Genomic DNA, 15679 nt, shown 5'->3' with positions numbered 1-15679 from the left:
GGCTGAGCCGGTGCTTAGTTGAGCGACATATTCGCCGTGGACGTCGAGGCGACGTCTTTGCCAAATGATAGCGGAATTTCGAGCAGAGTCTGACGGATATCTTGCCAGGGCTGGGTCAGGTCGATGGAGCGCACGAGCACTTCGTGGCCCCTGAGATTGTAGCGTAGTGCAAGCTCGCCGCCGACCGCCGGGTAGATCAAGGCGCCGTCGCACGGCAGGTGAGGCGCGCGCAACGCAGCGTGCTCGAGATAGGCGTAGAGCTGGTAAAGGTGACCAGAGCGCACCTTGCCGGGACCGGCGCGCGACGCCAGCACTTCTTTGTAGAACTTGGCGTCCATTACGATGGTCCGCTCTCTGGAGCGTAGGGTGATGTCCGTCTCCATCGCCGGCAGATAGGCGCCGTCGCCGTCGCCGAGCGGATGGGCGTCCCAAACCATGGTCTCGCGCCCCACGCGGAAGAGGCGTTGTTCGTGAGCGTAGAAGTTTCTCAGGAAGTCCTCGAAGACCGCCGCCATCATCTTCTCGTCCTTGAGGATGTCGGCGAAGCGCGAGCCATCGCCGCCTTCCTCGGGAAGCTGGGCGTGGAAGACCAGCTCGCAGAGCTTCATGAGAGGTCCGTACTGTCGATTGTTCCTCGATAGCTGCACGCGCCTGAACGTGTCGGCGTTCAAACGCACATCGGAAACCTGGGCCATTCTTTGGACGAGCAGGCCAAGTTCATGGGCGTGTTCGTCGTCGAGGCCGCGTCGTCGCGTTAATGCCCGGGCGGAGGCCTTGATGATCTGGTTGTGTAGGACGTCGGTCGTCAGCTCGTCGACGGCGCATATGACGGCGCCGCGGCGCAAGGTCTGCTCCTTGACGATGAGGTCTAAAAGCATCCGCCCGCGAGGCGCGCGGGTCTCCTCAATGAAGCTGCGGTAGCTGCGGTCGAGCCCGCGACGCAGCAAACGATTGGCGTCTGTAACGAGAAGGCGCGCGAATAGGTTTGGAAGATCGGGCGAGGAATCCACGCCGACGTCCACCGATCCCCCGTCCGGAAAGCGTCGCCAGGCGTAGCAGAACAGATAGTAGAGGTTGCGGATCGGGATCGTCATGCGTGGGCGAGCAGGCGTGCGCACCAATCGTCAGCCCGCTCCGGCGCGTCGAACCAATATTCCTCCAGAAGCGGTCGGATCTCCGTGTCCACCACGCGACGGAACCAGTTCGCGCCTACCGACTGACCATCGGCTGGGGTGAAGAAGCTGTGGCCGATCTGGAAGCCAGGGCCGAGATTGACCTTGTCGTCGGCGATCGCCGCATTGAGCTCCTGCATGCCTTGAATGACGGCGCTGATAATCGCGGGCGAAGCGCCTCGAGCGCGCAGGTGTTCGCCGAAACCAGGGCTCGTAAAGCCAGGCTTCAGGGGGACAAAGGCGAAACGGCGTCGAAGAGCGTAGTCGACCAGGGACAGCGATCGGTCCGCTGTGTTCATCATGCCGAGCAGGAAGACGTTCTCGGGGACGTAGAACGGATCAGCCTCTTCGTCGGCGTAGGCGAGGCGCGCGGCCCAATCGCTCGAGCGTTTGTCGTGCTCGATCAGCAGCATCAGTTCCCCAAAGACCTTGGAGAGGTTGCCGCGATTGATCTCGTCGATGATGAAGACGTGGGTGCGCCCAGGGTCGCGGCGCGCCTGTTCGCAGAAGCGGTGGAAGACCCCGTCACGTAGCTCGAAACCGCCGTCGCGGGTCGGGCGATAGCCCTGGATGAAGTCCTCATAGCCATAGGACTGGTGGAACTGCACGACGGCGACGCGATCAGCGTCCTTTTGCGCCATCAAGGCATAGGCCAGTCTGCGCGCGATGAAGGACTTGCCGACGCCGGGCGCGCCCTGCAGCACGAGGTTCTTCTTGTCGCGCCAGATCTCCAAAATCCGCTCGAACTCCGCACGATCGAGGAAGAGGCCGCGCATGGCTTCGTCGATAGTGTAGGGAGCCTCGACGGGCATAGGGTGGTCTTCTTCCTCGATGTCCAAGGGCGCGCCTTCGATGATGCGTTGATAGGCGGCTAGGAGCGGCTCGAGCGTCGCATCGAGGGCCTCGTCCGACGGCAGGTCTTCAACCATCAACGGAAGGTGGGCGATGGTGCTGGCCTTGTAGCTTTGGGCCCGCCAGCCTTCAGCGCCCAAGGTGATGTCGTCGTCTAGGCGGAAGCCGTATTCAACGAGTTCCGGCGCTTGGGCGCGGTAAGCTTCGGAGCGAGCCCGCAAAAGCGGCATGCCGCCGGACCGCTTGTGTTCGTTCATAACATCCGTGGTGCCTTGAAGCAGCACGAGGTGAACCACTTCCATGTCGCGGCTGACGAGAAAGACGACGTAGAGACCCCGCTGCGTGCTTGTGGTTTCGCGCTCGTCCATGAGCGCAATCCAGGGGACGGAAGCCCAAACCCCTTTGCCGAGGCTCCAGTCCACTTGAAGATGAGGACGGGCGGCGACGCTCGGAGTGCGTTCGAGCAGCGCCTTCAGCTTGTCCATGACCGCCCATAGGTCGGGCGTCGTCTTGAAGGGCGTTTGGCGGACGTCGCGATATTGTTCGAGGAAAAGCCGAATGAGGTCGGCGAAGCTCTCAGAGGCGTCGACGTTCTTTTGCATGAGGGCGACCCATAGGAAGCTTTGGACATCGATCAGATCGCGCGGCGCCCATCCTGCGTAGGTGAGGGCTTCGCGCAGCTCTTCGCAGAGCGACAGGGCTAGACGAATGCGCGCCGGTTCATCGGCGGAGGAAGGGTATTTTTCGCGCTTGAGTTGGCTCACAGCCCGCTCGAAGAGATCCGTGCGGATGGCGACGAAGCCTTCGGGATTTTGCAGCATGAGAGCGCAGGAGCCGATAAGGCGGGCGATCCCTAAAGGGCCCGAAGCGCCGGCTTGCCGTAAGCTGTCGCCGATCTCGGCGACGAACCGATCTAGACGGTTGGTGGCCACGTCCTCGTGGCTGAGGAGCGCGTTAAGCGCATGGCCGAACTGGGCGGCCCGGGCAGGATCTGACCTTTTAAGGCGGTCGACCGCCTGCCAGCTCACGAGGTTTTGGGCCTTGCCGGAGCTGACAAGCTTACGGGTCAGGAGGCTATGATAGGCCGCTGTCAGGGCGACGGCCTGATTATCCTGCAAAACCTCCTCGGAGAGCTTGGGAGTGATCTCCTCGTGGAAAATCGAGACGAGCTCGTCCTTATAGCGACGCTCTTCCCCGAGGTAGGTTTCGCCTGGATCCGCGAACGTCGTGAAGCCGGGCATAGCCTCGAGGAAGGCCTGCTTGAGACGTTCAAGCGCCTCCAGGTCAAGGCTTTGCGTCTCAAGGCCCGAATACCAGGCCAATAGGCTTGCGAGCGCGGTCTCCGAAGGAACGACGAGGCGCCAGGCCGTATGCGGCAGAGCTAAGCGTTTGGCGTTGGCGGTGAGATAGGTATGGCGTTCGTCGCCTGCGCCGTAGCGCGTCGCGCTCACGCCGTCGATACGCGGCCCTTGCTCGAGCCAGATGCGGACGGATTCCTGTTCCAGCTGCAAGGCGAGTTCTCGCCCATGCGGGGTCGTCCAGACGGCGATGTGCTTGCCGCCGCGTCCTTCAGGGCCCCAAGCTCGGCGGATAGCTTCCAAAGCTTCGGTTGAGCGGAAGGCCTGAACAGCGTCGCTGCGCCAGATTTTGAAGCCGAGGTTTTCGAGCGTCTTCTGGACTGTGGCTTCGCCGCCTGAAAACTCGTCGGGCTTGAGCGGGCCGCGCTCGGGGTGTTGCTTGCCGACGGCAACGCCGGCGATCGCCTTGGATTCATACATCCGGCCGTCGCGGACGACGAAGTAGGAACGGCTGCGGCCGTATCCGTACCGAGAGAGAAAGGCTTCGCCGCCAATCTCGTCGTACTCGTCGAGCGTGGCGTGAACGGCGGAAGAGTCCGTCAGAAGGTCTAAGCTCAAGGAGAGGCCTCGTTCGCCGGCGGTCATGGATCCGCGAAACACTAGTCCATGATTTGCGACGTTTCCGGTCGTGAACCGGAGAGACTAGCCCAATGATCCACAATTTCCTGCTTTTCGAGGATGCGGTGAGGCTTCGAAGCTCGAGAGGCGGTTTCGCGACCGCTTTTGTCATAAATCTTGGCTAACTCTCAAACCTAGGTGTTGAAGCTCATAACGAGTTCAACTCTTTAGAAAGGCCTGCCGAGTTTGGTGAGCTTTGGTATGTGAGGGTGACGCCAGGACGGCGTCGAGCAGTTGGGGGCCTTGGAGGCATGACGGATACGTCGAGTGGCGACGCCAAGATGAAGCGCGTGATTGAACAGATTGTGGAGCTTCAGCGCGAGTTTTTTTACGAAAATAAGGGCCGCGACGCCGATCGTAGGCGCAAGCTGCGCGAGATTATCGAGCGCGCCACGCCGAGCGGTGAGGCCTGATTATGTGGCTAGTTCAAATCACGCTTAAGGATTTCCGTTGCTTCCATGGCGAGCATTCGATTGAGTTCTCCCAGGACCCTGAGCGCAACGTCACCCTCATCCATGCCGAGAACGGCGTCGGCAAGACGACCCTGCTGAACGCACTGCTGTGGTGTTTCTACGGCGAAACCACTGCGAAGTTCGAAAAAAGCAGTGAGCTGGTCAATTTCGACGCAAAGGCGGCGGGCGTGACCCATGCCTATGTCGAAGTTCTTTTTGAGCATAATAAGAGGCTCTACCGAGCGCGTCGCTTCACCAAGGGCGGGCCTAGCGATCGTGAGTTCACGATCATGCGAAACGACAATGGCAGCTGGCTGCCGCTCTCTACCCCAGACGCCTTCATCAATACGGTCGTGCCGAAAAGCATGGCGGGGCATTTCCTGTTCGACGGTGAACATGCCGAAGTCTTCCTCGGCGAAGACAACCGTCGCAGCATTCGCGCCGCGGTTCAGGATATTCTTGGGTGCTCTTTGATTGAGACCGCGATCAAAGACCTAGAAGCGGCTGCCACCCATTACCGTCAGCAGATCCCGAACACGAAAGCTTCGGCTAACATCGCGCAGGAAAGCGCGCGCATCGATAGCATCGGCGCGCAGATCGAAGCCGCCAAGGAGGCGCGAGACGGTTTTCGCGGCGAGATCGAAATCCTCGAACAGCAGGTGGCGGATATTGAGGATAAGCTGCGCAACTCTGCCGCCGCTAAGAGTTTGCAAGCCCGCCGAGATCGCGCCCAAGCGGATCTTATCCGCGCACGCAATCGCGAAACCGAAGCTCAAACGGAAATCCTGCGCTGGATCGGCGAAAGCGGACGCTTTATCGTTTCGACCCGCATCACAGAGTTGGGCGTCGGTCATCTTGACCTGCAAGAGACCAAGGGACGGTTGCCGTCGCCCTACAACGAGGAGTTCGTGCACGACATCCTCGATATGAAGCGCTGCATCTGCGGCGCGGCGCTTGAGGCCGGCACGGAAGCCCATATCAACGTCTCAAGCCTCCTTCAGAAGGCCGCAAACGCCACCTTGCGCAATCGTATCAGCAAGGTGAAGGCTCGCCTGTCCCAGCTTCGCTCTGAACGGACGAGGGCCCCGGGCCAACTCGACGCCGCCAATAAGCGGCTTGCTGCGGCTCGAGAAGACATTGCGCAGTTGGAGCAAGAGTTGAACGATGTGTCGGCTAAGCTTGTTGGTATCGACATTAAGGACATCGCTGAGCGGGAAACTAAGCGAAACGAACTTCAACGCAAGATCAGGCAGCAGTATGAGAAAATAGGGCAGTTTAATGCCAGTATCCTGAACGCTGAGAAGGACAAGGAGAATGCCGAACGCAATCTCAAAAAGCTTGCTGACGAAGATGCGAGCTCGAAGATATTTGTGACGCGTTCTAATCTCTGCCAGACGCTTAAAGGCCAGCTTGAGAAGGAGCTCAAGGAAGAGGAAATGGCGGCGCAGGGCGTGCTCCGTAAATCCATTTCAGCCATTCTAGCCGACACAAGCCGCAAATCTCTTAATTTTAAGATGAGCAGTGACTACGCCATCAGCCTCGTGAATGACGCGGGCACGCAGCTGCCAAAGTCGAGCGGTGAGAACCAACTGCTTGGCCTAGCCTTTACGGCGGCTCTCGTCGAATTCGCCAAGATCCGCCAAAACGCCGACGACTACCGCCTGCTTAAGGGCACAGTCGCCCCCCTGGTGTTGGATTCCCCCTTCGGCCAGCTTGACGAAGATTATCGTCGGACGACGGCTCAATACGTCCCCAAGATGGCCGGACAGGTCGTGCTGATGGTGTCAAAATCCCAAGGTTCGGGGAGCGTCATGGAAGCGCTGCGCGACAGGATCGGCGAGGAATATGTGCTGGTTCGCCACAACCGGGCTGAACGTGGCGAGCGCAAGCCTGAGATCCGTCAGTTTAACGGCCGCGATGTCGAGACGGCCGTCTTCGGCGCCAAGAGCGATGGCAGCGCCTTTGAGAGAGTGACCCGAAATGGCTGAGCATCTTCCAAACATCAATCGTAGCAAGGTCTATGACGATCTAGTTCAACGACTTGTCCATCAGCACGTACCGGGTTCTGAGCGAAAGCTTTTCGCTACGATTCGTGAGTTGCTATGTTTCGCTGCCCTTCTTGGATTTTCGGAGGAGAGGCGGCTGCCTTTGGATCGATCTCAGGGTACCGACGATATAATGTATTCCATTTTTGAAGCCGATACGGCGGCTGAAGATCTTGTTTGGGCGCTCGCTGTTGCTGAAACTCAAGACGTTGAGGTCCTAAGGGAGGGCAATGAGAAGCGGTGTGGTGAAATTTTTGAAGAATACGCAAATGGCGGTTTGGCCATCATCAAGGATTACTTCTTGAGGAATGGCGGCGAGTATCCGGATAGGGCGCTTCTCGGCCTCATGAAGGAGCGAAAATACCTGCCCTCCACCGCTCCAGAGCCTGACTTGGCGGCGATTACGTTTTGACCATGCTGCGCGATCTGCCTTTCAAGGGCGTCTATAAATCCGACCAGGACGACATCCTGCGGGATTTCTATTTCCCGGCCCTCTCGGTCGCGAAAAGGTATGATCGCGCTGTCGGTTATTTTTCGGCGTCTACGCTGAGCGAGGCGGCCCAAGCCCTGACGGCTTTCATCCAGGGGGAGGGCAAGATCCGCCTGATCGTCGGGGCTTTTACGGCCGCCGAGGATATTGCCGCCGTCAGCGAAGGCTTGAGGCTTAGGGAGGTCTCGCAGCGCCTAGGCGAGGATCTTGTCGCCTCCCTCGGCGAGGTTGATGATGAGTTGTTCGAGCACCGCTTCCAGGCTCTCGCCTGGCTTGTTGCGCACGAACGGCTGGAGATCCGCATCGCGCTGCGGCCTCAAGGAATCTACCACGACAAGGTTGGGATCATCACCGACGAGCATGGCGACGCCGTGGTCTTTTCGGGCTCAGCCAATGAAAGCGCTGCGGCGCTTCTGCCCACTCACAACTACGAGTCGATCAATGTCTTTCCCGCGTGGCGGCCCGAACTCGAGCAGTGGCATGCGCCCCATCGAGAGAGCTTCGAGCGCCTATGGGAAAATCGAAGCAGAGGAACGGCTGTCATCGACATGCCGACGGCCTTGAAGGACAAGCTGCTCGAGGTCGCAGCGCGGATGGATCAGGCGCCGAGCCGGGAACGAGAAGCGGCTATCGCCGCCAAGCTCGGCGATCCGGACGAGGGGGTCGTCGAGGCCCAACTTGGACCGTGTGTGCCGGAAACGATCAACGGCTCGCCGTTCAAGATCAGAGATCATCAGCGCGCCGCGCTAAGAGAATGGCAAACGCGAGGGGACTATCTAGGAATATTCGACCTCGCCACTGGCGCGGGCAAGACCATTACAGCCGTCTATGGCGCGGTTCAGATGGCCAAGGGGATTCCCGACCTCACTGTGGTGATCGCCGCCCCGTATCAAAGCCTGGCGGATCAATGGTGCGAGATCCTCGAAACCTTCAATATCCGGCCGCTCAAATGCTACGTCTCAAAGGCCAACTGGTCTGACGAACTGCAGCGGAAGGTTCAAGATTTGCAGACGGACGTGGCGCGCTTTCAAGCGATCGTCGTCGTCAATCGGACCTTGAAGACGCCAGAGTTTCAGGACGCTCTGGCGCGGATCCCTGGGGAGAAGCTCTTGTGGATCGGAGACGAGTGCCACCACCATGGCTCCCAGGCCATGGCGTCAGCCTTGCCGCAGAACGCACGCTATCGGATCGGCCTTTCCGCCACGCCGATGCACTACCTCGATGAAGAGCGGAATGATCGCCTGAAAGCCTATTACGGGGAGGTCGTCTATACCTACAGCCTGAAACAGGCCATCGATGACGAGGTCCTGACGCGCTACAACTACTATCCTAAGGTGGTGACGTTGACGGCTGAAGAAGCGGACGAGTTCATCGCCCTGTCGGATGAGATCGCCAGGCTGTTTGCGCGCGAAGGGCAGGGCGGCGGCAAGCCAAGCCAGAACCTCACGGCGCTCCTTATGAAGCGGTCGCGGCTCATCGGCTCGGCAGCCAATAAGTTGCCCGCTCTCCAAGCGGTTCTGAATGGACGCCCGCCTGAAAGGCACACGCTCTTTTATTGCGGCGATGGGAGAATGGACGTCGAGGGCGATGATGAAGACGAGGCGGATCTCGACGCCCTGCCTGCGCGGCAGATCGAGGTCGTCAGCAAGTTGCTGAACGATATGAAGTGGCGGGTGTCTCGTTTCACAGCGCGGGAAAGTCGCCGTGATCGCGAAGCGATCCTACGCTCGTTCAGGTTCGGCGACATTGATGGCCTGGTCGCTATCAAATGCCTCGATGAAGGCATCGACGTACCCGCCTGTAGTACTGCCTATATCCTGGCGAGCTCGAGGGATCCGCGCCAGTTTATTCAGCGGCGTGGACGGATCCTCCGTCGCTCTCCCGGCAAGACGATCGCCAATATCCATGACTTCGTCGTGGTGTTGCCGGAAGGCGCGCACGATGAAACGGGTGCAGCCCACAAGCTGATCAGTGCGGAGTTGAAGCGGGTGGCGGAGTTCTCGCAGCTGGCTGAGAACAGCACGGAAGCCTACAGCGTGCTCAGGCCGATACTCGTCGCCTACGACTTGGAACACGTTCTGTAGAGGCGGGCGAGGTCGCGTTCGACCTTGGGCTGCTCATGGAGGTTTCAAGCGGCTCGATTTCACGGTGATCATGAAATCGAGCCGCTTTGGTCTGCGCTATTTGTGGCAGGTCATGCAGAGTTTGGCTGCTGAGCCGTAGATCTCGTCGAACTCGATGGGGGCGTCCTGCAGCGGATTGATGCGTCGCTTGGCTTGAATACGCGCTACGCGGCGCTCGTGATCCTCGCGGATTTGAGCGATCCGTTCTGGGCGCGAAAGATCGTCGAGGGACTCGCCTTGGCTCCAGGTGAAGGGCGAGCCATGTTCCAGGGCATTCTTCTCGTAGCCCTTGGCTTCTTCGAAGGCTTCGGGATGCTCCTCCATGAGGCGAACCCATTCGATCTTCTGCTGATAGAAGCAGAAGGTGCAGCCGCTGCGCGACCGCCAGCGATAATACTCCGGCAGCCCCACGCCGGCGGCTTCGAGAATGTCGATAACGCCGGCCTTGTCGATGCCCGCTTCGCGGAACGGCAAATGGGTCTTCAGTGTCTCTTTTCCTGAGACATAGCCTTCCCGGTAGTCTTCGTCGGCGCGGATGGCGACATAGCTGTGCACCGTCACGCCTTGAGCGACCGACGGGTAGACCCATTCCTCGAAGGGCTTAATCTTGAGTTGGCGCGTGCACCAGCGCGTCTGAGGCGAGGGAAGGAAGTTCTTATATTCTCGCAGCCAGTAGTCGAAATCCCGGTCCGGGTTGAGGCGCTCGATGGGCTTGCCGAGAAACCCTTCTAGTCGGCCTAGAAATTCATAAACCTCTGGCAGTTCCTTGCCGGTGTCGGTGTAGAAGTACTCGATGTCCAGTTCAGGATGATGCTGAGCCATATAAACCGCCAAGGCGGCGCTGTCGCGCCCGCCGGATATCCCGAGCACGTGACGCTCAGCCATGCTGGATCTCCAATTTTTTCTTAGTCTTTTGCTCGGGCTCCGGTTCTTGGCTCAATGTCCAGCCGAGATCGGCAAGGGCCGCGAGAGCCACTTCAGGACTGGCGCCATTGGCCTCAACCAGCGCCCGAAGACGTTGGGCCAAGACGCTGGCTTCGGCGCGCTCTGCGGCGGAGACCGTGATCTCCCGGGCCTTGGGTTCGGGGTGATCAGGGTCGCTGATGTAGACCGCCATAGCCACTCGGCCGCCTTCGCGCCCTTTGAGGCGTTGGAAGATCTCGGCCTTGAGGAACTGCTGGGCCAACGCAGCGAGCTCCACCGAGGCCGCATCGATATCGCGATCGACCCAATCTCGCGGAGGCTTGTTCGCCGCTAGGCTGGAGATGCCTTCGAGCTCTTCGAGGGTGCCCTCGTAGGTCGATAGCCTGGTGGCGAGAGCGTCGAGACGGAAGTTTCCGGTCACGCCCTTAACGCTTGCCGCACGACGACGAAGGGCTGCAAGGCCGTCGCTCTTCACGCGGAGCTCTCGCATGAGGTTGTCGCCGATCGCGGCCAGCATGAGACCATAGGCGTTGCGGAGCTCGTCCACAGCTTCGGTGACTTGCCGGGCGAGTGCGGGACCGGAGAAGTCGCCACTCCAGCCGAAAGCCTTGGGCGTGTCGATTGTCAGGAAGCGGTTCGGATCCTCCGCTGTTTTCGCCCGATCGCGGAAGGCTATCGTAGAGGCGTTCAGTCGGCCGGTGCGCTGGCTCCACATCGGCAAGCCGCGAATGAGGCCAACAAGAGCTCGAGCGACGTCGAAGGTCGTCGGCGGAATAGGGACCTCTTCCGTAGAAAGGCGTTCGCTCAGCGTCGAAATGAAGGCGACGTCCACTTCCGACAACTGGACCGCGCGAATGCTGACGGCGCCGGGCTCCTGGACCATGCGGTCGATCAGGAAGGTGTCGAGCGAAGGACGAAACACCCCGTCAAGATAGAAGGCGCAGGTCTCGACGCGCGTCAGCAAATAGGCGGCGCCAAGTATGTTGCACAGGCCGTTGCGCACGCCGAACGGCGGGGCCTGCCAAGCCTTGAAGACCTCAGCCATGGAGACGCCGTCTTTGCTACGCTTGAGGAGGGCGTCGGTGGCTTGCCAAAGGCCGTGAAGGTGGTGAGGGTCGTTAGCGGCAGGCGCGCTGAAACCCCAGGCTTCAGTCGCCTCGTCGTAGCGATGAAGGCCCGTGGTCTCCAGCAGGCTGACGTAGAGGCCCGCTTCCGGCGGGAAACCAGATATGCCGAGCCGCTCTTGCGACTTGCGGTCGATCATGGCCCGAAGGAGCGTGCGCACGGCGCCAGCGGCGTTCGATGAGGGGCGGCTGCGGTTCACCAGCTCGTTCGGCAGGTGAGGGGCCTTGGGGTAGCGCCAGTCCGCTAGGCGGGACGCCAGAATGCTCAAGCCTGCGGGACCGCTATGGCGCAAGGATATGTCCGCCTTCATGCCGGCGGGACGCTCCCATTTGACCCGATGAATGGCGCTCGCCATGCGGTCCTCAAGGTCGGCGCTCAGGCGCGTGATGCGGGCGTCCACTTCCCGTCTTGCGACCGCGTCCCCCGCCAGCTCGGCTCGGTGGGCCCGAACATGCTCGAGCGCGGCCAAGTCGAAGGCCATTTCGCGGATCATGAAGCTCTCGGGCGTCCAGCCGGGCACAACCAGGCGATCTCCTGCCTGGGCCTTGGCTCGTTTCAAAATCGACTGGGCTTCAGAGGCGCTTTCTTCTTCGCCACTGACCGTAAGGAGAAAAAGGCCTGCCGCGCCGGGGGCGGGGTGATAGGTGCGGATACGCTCTTCGGCGTCGGCGACGGCGCAGAGCTCGATTTCGAACCAACGCAAAGCGCCGGTCGTTTCATAGTGGCGCTTGGCCAGGATCGGCTGCAGCGCCGCATACCGCGAGAGCTGGCGCAAATCCATCGAGACGCCGGCTTCACGCGCTTGATCGACCGCGGCGTCGATGTCGAAATCGCTGCCTGCAAAGATCGCATAGCTTCCGGAGTGCTTGCGGAAGATAACGACCGACCAATTTGTGAGTTCTTCCAGCGCGGCTGTGAAGCGCTTGGCGCTCAAGCCCGCGACGACCTCGCTGAGCAGGTCAGGCGTCGCCTGCAACCCCGATCGATCCTTGAACAGGTCGATGAGAGCGATCGCCTTGAGGAGTTCGAAATGCTCTGGGCCGGCTTCTCGGCTCTCGAGGCGGGCCAAGGCCTCCAAAGCGGTCGACCAGCGGTGGCCGTCGGGGGAAGCGAGAATGGCCGGTTCGAGGTTGGCGTGAAGGTAATCCCACAGTCGTCCCACTTGGTAGGCGCGGGCCCCGCCGAGTTCTGTTTCCTCAAGGTAGGACTGGAAGCCGTAGGGCTCCACAGAGTTTAGGAAGCCAAAGAGGCTGCGTTGGTTCTGACCAAAACGGCGCCGCGAAATGGGACCTAGCAAAGCCGCCACCAAGGGGTGTAGCGGCCAGCAGGCTTCTAGACGCGCTTCCAGCACCGAGACGTTGCCGAAGCGTTGGCTGCTCAGGCTCTTCGCCACGGCGTTTGTCGCGGCGCTTTTGTTCTGAATGGGCTGGTTGACCTCGATGGCGCGTCCAATGAGATCGAGTTGTTCTTCGGCGGCCAGATTGATCGGAACGTCGAGGTAACGGCCCTGGATCTTGATCCATTCGTCGCGCGCCTCGCGAGCGAGACGATGAGCATATTCGTCGAAGGCCTGGTGGAGGATCCCAACCACCATAAGCCGCCCCTCAGAGCGAGAAGCGGTTTCGGCGAGATCTTGGAAGAGGTGGACGTCGCCGTCGGCGCGCGCGGCATGCTCGAGGAACTTGCCCATCTCGTCGACGAGCAGAATGAGGCCGGCATGCGACTTGTCCGCAGCAATCCGAAGGGCCCAGGCCGCTAGGGTCTCACGCTCTCCACGGGCGAGCTTGGGCTGATCCTGAACGGCGGCTGCAATGGCCTCGGCGATCGCAGCTTCAGGAGCGTCCCGACGACCAACCGCAGCGACGACCCGCCAAGCCCGTTCAGTCGGGCGGAAGGCTTCGATGAGTTCGTCCCGATCTGCCGCATTGATGTCGCCGAGCAGGCGCTTGCGGCTCTCCTCGGGGCCGGCCGCGAGCGCGGCGAGCGCAATGGCGAGGCTGGATTTGCCGCTCCCGTAAGGGCCTGTCCAGGTGAAGGCGCCATGACCGGAGGCCTTGTGGTGGCGTCCCATAAGCAGCAGGGCTTCGACGGCCGACTGGGAGCAGACGTAACCGTCAAGCGCTCGAGGATCGGTCAGATCGGCGTCTACGCGAACTGCACGACTGAAGCGGCGAGCGACTTTTACGATGGAAGAGAGGCGCTTACTCATGCCGCCATAATCTCCATGTCCCGGGCGTAGAAGGATTTCAGGATCTCGTTCTTGTCGAGGATCGCGAGGCCAGGCGCATAGAGTTGGCGCATCCCGGAGGATTCATCCCAGCGAAGCGCCCCTTTGGTCAGTTCGTCGAGGCGAACCAAGCGCTCGGCGACGGCCTCCTCATCCATTAAGAAGACCTGTCCTGGAGAGCCGCGCTCGAAGGTGAGGAAGTCCACGGAGAAGGATCGCCTGCTGTCGAACAGCCCGTTCCAGAAATCGACGAGGGCGTAGAGGAAGATCTCGTCCGGCAGTGTCGGCTTAGGCCCGCGGCGAAGGCGGTACTGTTCTCCGACGCCGGCCTTTTGAATGAGGCCGAGCTCGGCGAGAGGAGACTCGATGCTGTCTTCCGGCGCGCGTCGGCCGACGGCCGGAGCTGCATGGTAGGTACGCAGAATGCAGTCCACGTCCCGCTTGATGGTGATCTCCGCCACGGGGCGATCGCGATTAAATCGCCCGGCATCCTTCAGGTCCTCGCAGCGCCGAGAGAGCCGGCGCGCCATGAGATGGCGATCAAAGACGGGCTCATGGAATTCATTGAAAGCCCAGTGCCAGGCAGTAGTCCGGCCGGGTTTAGACGCAAGCAGCCAGTGGATCAGCCAAAGCGATCCGGGATGCTCGAGATAGGGATCGGCCGACTCACCAAAGAGAAGGTCGCCGATCGGGCCGCAAGCAATGGGGCTGATCCGCGCGCCTTCTTTCTCATAGGTTTGCAGAACTTGGGTCGCGAGCGCCCAGTGGCGCATAGAAAGAACCATGTTCTTTCCAACGCCGAAGCGCGCGATCGCAGTCTCGTCTAGGAAAACGGCAGCGCCACTTTCAGCATCTTTTTCAATGTTTTCTTTGACGGCGTCGTATGCCTTCTTGAGCCATCCGTAACGCAGCGGAAAGGTCTCGTGACCGGCGAAGTGAAGACGGTAATCGTCGTTGTCTAGAAGGCTGCGGGTCATTTTGTCCTGGAGAGTTCTTCCAGTTGATGACAGCCGGTAAGCTCCGCTATGTCAACGTCCTGGACGAGGTCACCAGGACGAGATTGGGGATTCGCGATCGTGCTCATCGATGGAACGGTCTACCTTGATTATCAAGCCGCAACGCCGGTCGATCCTCGTGTGATCGAAGTGATGACGGCGTCGATGGCGACGGACTTCGCTAACCCGAGCTCGGATGACCACAGTCTTGGGTGGCGAGCCCGGCGCAGCGTAGAACAGGCGCGGGCGACAATCGCGGACGTATGGGGGGCGCTCGCCGAGGAGATCACCTTCACGAGCGGAGCTACGGAGGCGAATAATATCGCGGTGCTCGGGGGAGCGCTTGCGGCGCCGAGCGAGCGCAGGCGCCTTCTTGTCAGCGCTATCGAGCACAAGGCGGTCCTTGAAGCCGCATACGCCGCCGAGCGGCACGGGTGTGCAGTCGAGATCATTCCGGTTGGCGCCGACGGCATTGTCGACTTGGCAGCCTTGCGGCGCAGCCTCGACGACACGGTCGCCGTGGTGTCGGTGATGGCGGTCAACAATGAGACGGGGATCGTGCAGCCGGTTCGACAGGTGGCCGACCTTGCCGCGCAGTTTGGGGCCTTTTTCCACTGCGACGCCACGCAGGCCCCGCTTGCAGGGGAGATTGATCTTTTCGCCTGGGGCGTCGACGCGGCGAGCTTCTCGAGCCACAAGCTCTATGGGCCTAAGGGCGTGGGGGCCCTCTACCTATCACCCGACCGTCCCTGGACGCCCCGGTCCTTGACCTTTGGCGGCGGGCAGGAGGGCGGCGTTCGGCCTGGCACCTTGCCGACGCCGCTGTGCGGTGGGTTCGCTGCGGCGGTCGATATCATGAGAAGGGAAGGCGAGGCGGAGCGCGCCCGCGTCGCTTCGTTGAGAGATGACTTTGTAGCGGCGCTTCAAGCCCTTGATGCTCGCTTCAAGCTGACGGCCGCTGATGCGCCGCGCCATCCGGGCAACGCCCATATGACGCTTTGCGGCGTTGATGCTGCAGATCTGCTGGTCCGGCTACAGCCGGCTGTGGCCGCCTCTCTAGGCTCTGCCTGCACGTCTGGCGTGATTGGGTCGTCCCATGTCCTGTCCGCCATGGGGCTGTCTGATGAGGAGGCGGGCAGCTGCCTTCGGTTCTGCCTGGGACGTTTTTCCGACGCCTCGCAGGTCGCTCAGGCTGTCGAAGCAATCCAAGCGGCGCTTAAGGGCGCCGGCAATCCGACGAAAGCCTCGGCGGCCTAAGCGAATATCGTCTTTCGCGTCCGAAGCTGTCGTGGTTGGGA

Annotated in this window: 10 protein-coding genes; 5 read left to right on the top strand and 5 right to left on the bottom strand. The window is 60.9% G+C overall.

Annotation, left to right across the window (positions count from 1 at the left end):
• Window positions 1-14: 14 nt before the first annotated feature.
• Window positions 15-1094 (bottom strand): 5-methylcytosine restriction system specificity protein McrC, encoded by a 1080-nt coding sequence (locus tag ACORJG_RS08425; RefSeq protein ID WP_427788524.1) that lies wholly within the window; start codon window positions 1092-1094, stop codon window positions 15-17.
• A complete protein-coding gene (locus ACORJG_RS08420) occupies window positions 1091-3967 on the bottom strand; it encodes an MrcB family domain-containing protein (RefSeq protein ID WP_427788522.1) in 2877 nt (958 codons plus the stop codon). The genes ACORJG_RS08425 and ACORJG_RS08420 overlap by 4 nt, the downstream gene beginning before the upstream one ends.
• Before the next feature lie 284 nt (window positions 3968-4251).
• Between ACORJG_RS08420 and ACORJG_RS08415 the strand changes: the two genes are divergently transcribed.
• Genes ACORJG_RS08415 through ACORJG_RS08400 form a run of 4 tightly spaced genes read left to right on the top strand, consistent with a single transcriptional unit; the run spans window position 4252 to window position 9071 of the window.
• The gene (locus tag ACORJG_RS08415) at window positions 4252-4413 is read left to right on the top strand and encodes a hypothetical protein (protein WP_374559573.1); all 162 of its coding nucleotides are present in this window, start codon (window positions 4252-4254) and stop codon (window positions 4411-4413) included.
• Window positions 4414-4415: 2 nt separating this feature from the next.
• The gene (locus ACORJG_RS08410; protein ID WP_427788520.1) at window positions 4416-6440 is read left to right on the top strand and encodes an AAA family ATPase; all 2025 of its coding nucleotides are present in this window, start codon (window positions 4416-4418) and stop codon (window positions 6438-6440) included.
• A complete protein-coding gene (locus tag ACORJG_RS08405; RefSeq protein WP_427788519.1) occupies window positions 6433-6909 on the top strand; it encodes a DNA phosphorothioation-associated protein 4 in 477 nt (158 codons plus the stop codon). The genes ACORJG_RS08410 and ACORJG_RS08405 overlap by 8 nt, the downstream gene beginning before the upstream one ends.
• A gap of 2 nt (window positions 6910-6911) precedes the next feature.
• Complete coding sequence (locus ACORJG_RS08400) at window positions 6912-9071, top strand: DEAD/DEAH box helicase family protein (protein ID WP_427788518.1); 2160 nt, start codon at window positions 6912-6914, stop codon at window positions 9069-9071.
• Between the two features lie 96 nt (window positions 9072-9167).
• Here ACORJG_RS08400 and ACORJG_RS08395 read toward each other — a convergent pair whose 3' ends face one another.
• Genes ACORJG_RS08395 through ACORJG_RS08385 form a run of 3 tightly spaced genes read right to left on the bottom strand, consistent with a single transcriptional unit; the run spans window position 9168 to window position 14363 of the window.
• On the bottom strand, window positions 9168-9995 hold the full coding sequence (locus ACORJG_RS08395; protein WP_427788517.1) for a phosphoadenosine phosphosulfate reductase family protein: 828 nt from the start codon (window positions 9993-9995) through the stop codon (window positions 9168-9170).
• Window positions 9988-13368: a hypothetical protein gene (locus ACORJG_RS08390; protein WP_427788515.1), complete on the bottom strand. Its 3381-nt coding sequence runs from the start codon at window positions 13366-13368 to the stop codon at window positions 9988-9990. The genes ACORJG_RS08395 and ACORJG_RS08390 overlap by 8 nt, the downstream gene beginning before the upstream one ends.
• Entirely contained in the window at window positions 13365-14363 is a 999-nt protein-coding gene (locus ACORJG_RS08385; RefSeq protein WP_427788513.1) for a DUF4007 family protein, read from the bottom strand. Before ACORJG_RS08385 ends, ACORJG_RS08390 begins: the two co-directional genes overlap by 4 nt.
• Before the next feature lie 99 nt (window positions 14364-14462).
• Here ACORJG_RS08385 and ACORJG_RS08380 point away from each other — a divergent pair, with 99 nt between their 5' ends.
• Window positions 14463-15638 (top strand): cysteine desulfurase family protein, encoded by a 1176-nt coding sequence (locus ACORJG_RS08380; RefSeq protein ID WP_427788512.1) that lies wholly within the window; start codon window positions 14463-14465, stop codon window positions 15636-15638.
• Window positions 15639-15679 lie beyond the last annotated feature (41 nt).

The organism is Brevundimonas diminuta, assembly GCF_050310045.1.
GTDB classification, from domain to species: Bacteria; Pseudomonadota; Alphaproteobacteria; order Caulobacterales; family Caulobacteraceae; genus Brevundimonas; species Brevundimonas diminuta_F.
Note: the sequence above shows the minus strand (reverse complement) of the source record. Positions and strands in the feature narration are given on the sequence as shown.

Excerpts from the sequence above, each read along its gene's own strand:
- ACORJG_RS08425 (WP_427788524.1), bottom strand. The coding sequence starts at position 1,094 with ATGACGATCCCGATCCGCAACCTCTACTATCTGTTCTGCTACGCCTGG.
- ACORJG_RS08420 (WP_427788522.1), bottom strand. The coding sequence starts at position 3,967 with ATGACCGCCGGCGAACGAGGCCTCTCCTTGAGCTTAGACCTTCTGACG.
- ACORJG_RS08415 (WP_374559573.1), top strand. The coding sequence starts at position 4,252 with ATGACGGATACGTCGAGTGGCGACGCCAAGATGAAGCGCGTGATTGAA.
- ACORJG_RS08410 (WP_427788520.1), top strand. The coding sequence starts at position 4,416 with ATGTGGCTAGTTCAAATCACGCTTAAGGATTTCCGTTGCTTCCATGGC.
- ACORJG_RS08405 (WP_427788519.1), top strand. The coding sequence starts at position 6,433 with ATGGCTGAGCATCTTCCAAACATCAATCGTAGCAAGGTCTATGACGAT.
- ACORJG_RS08400 (WP_427788518.1), top strand. The coding sequence starts at position 6,912 with ATGCTGCGCGATCTGCCTTTCAAGGGCGTCTATAAATCCGACCAGGAC.
- ACORJG_RS08395 (WP_427788517.1), bottom strand. The coding sequence starts at position 9,995 with ATGGCTGAGCGTCACGTGCTCGGGATATCCGGCGGGCGCGACAGCGCC.
- ACORJG_RS08390 (WP_427788515.1), bottom strand. The coding sequence starts at position 13,368 with ATGAGTAAGCGCCTCTCTTCCATCGTAAAAGTCGCTCGCCGCTTCAGT.
- ACORJG_RS08385 (WP_427788513.1), bottom strand. The coding sequence starts at position 14,363 with ATGACCCGCAGCCTTCTAGACAACGACGATTACCGTCTTCACTTCGCC.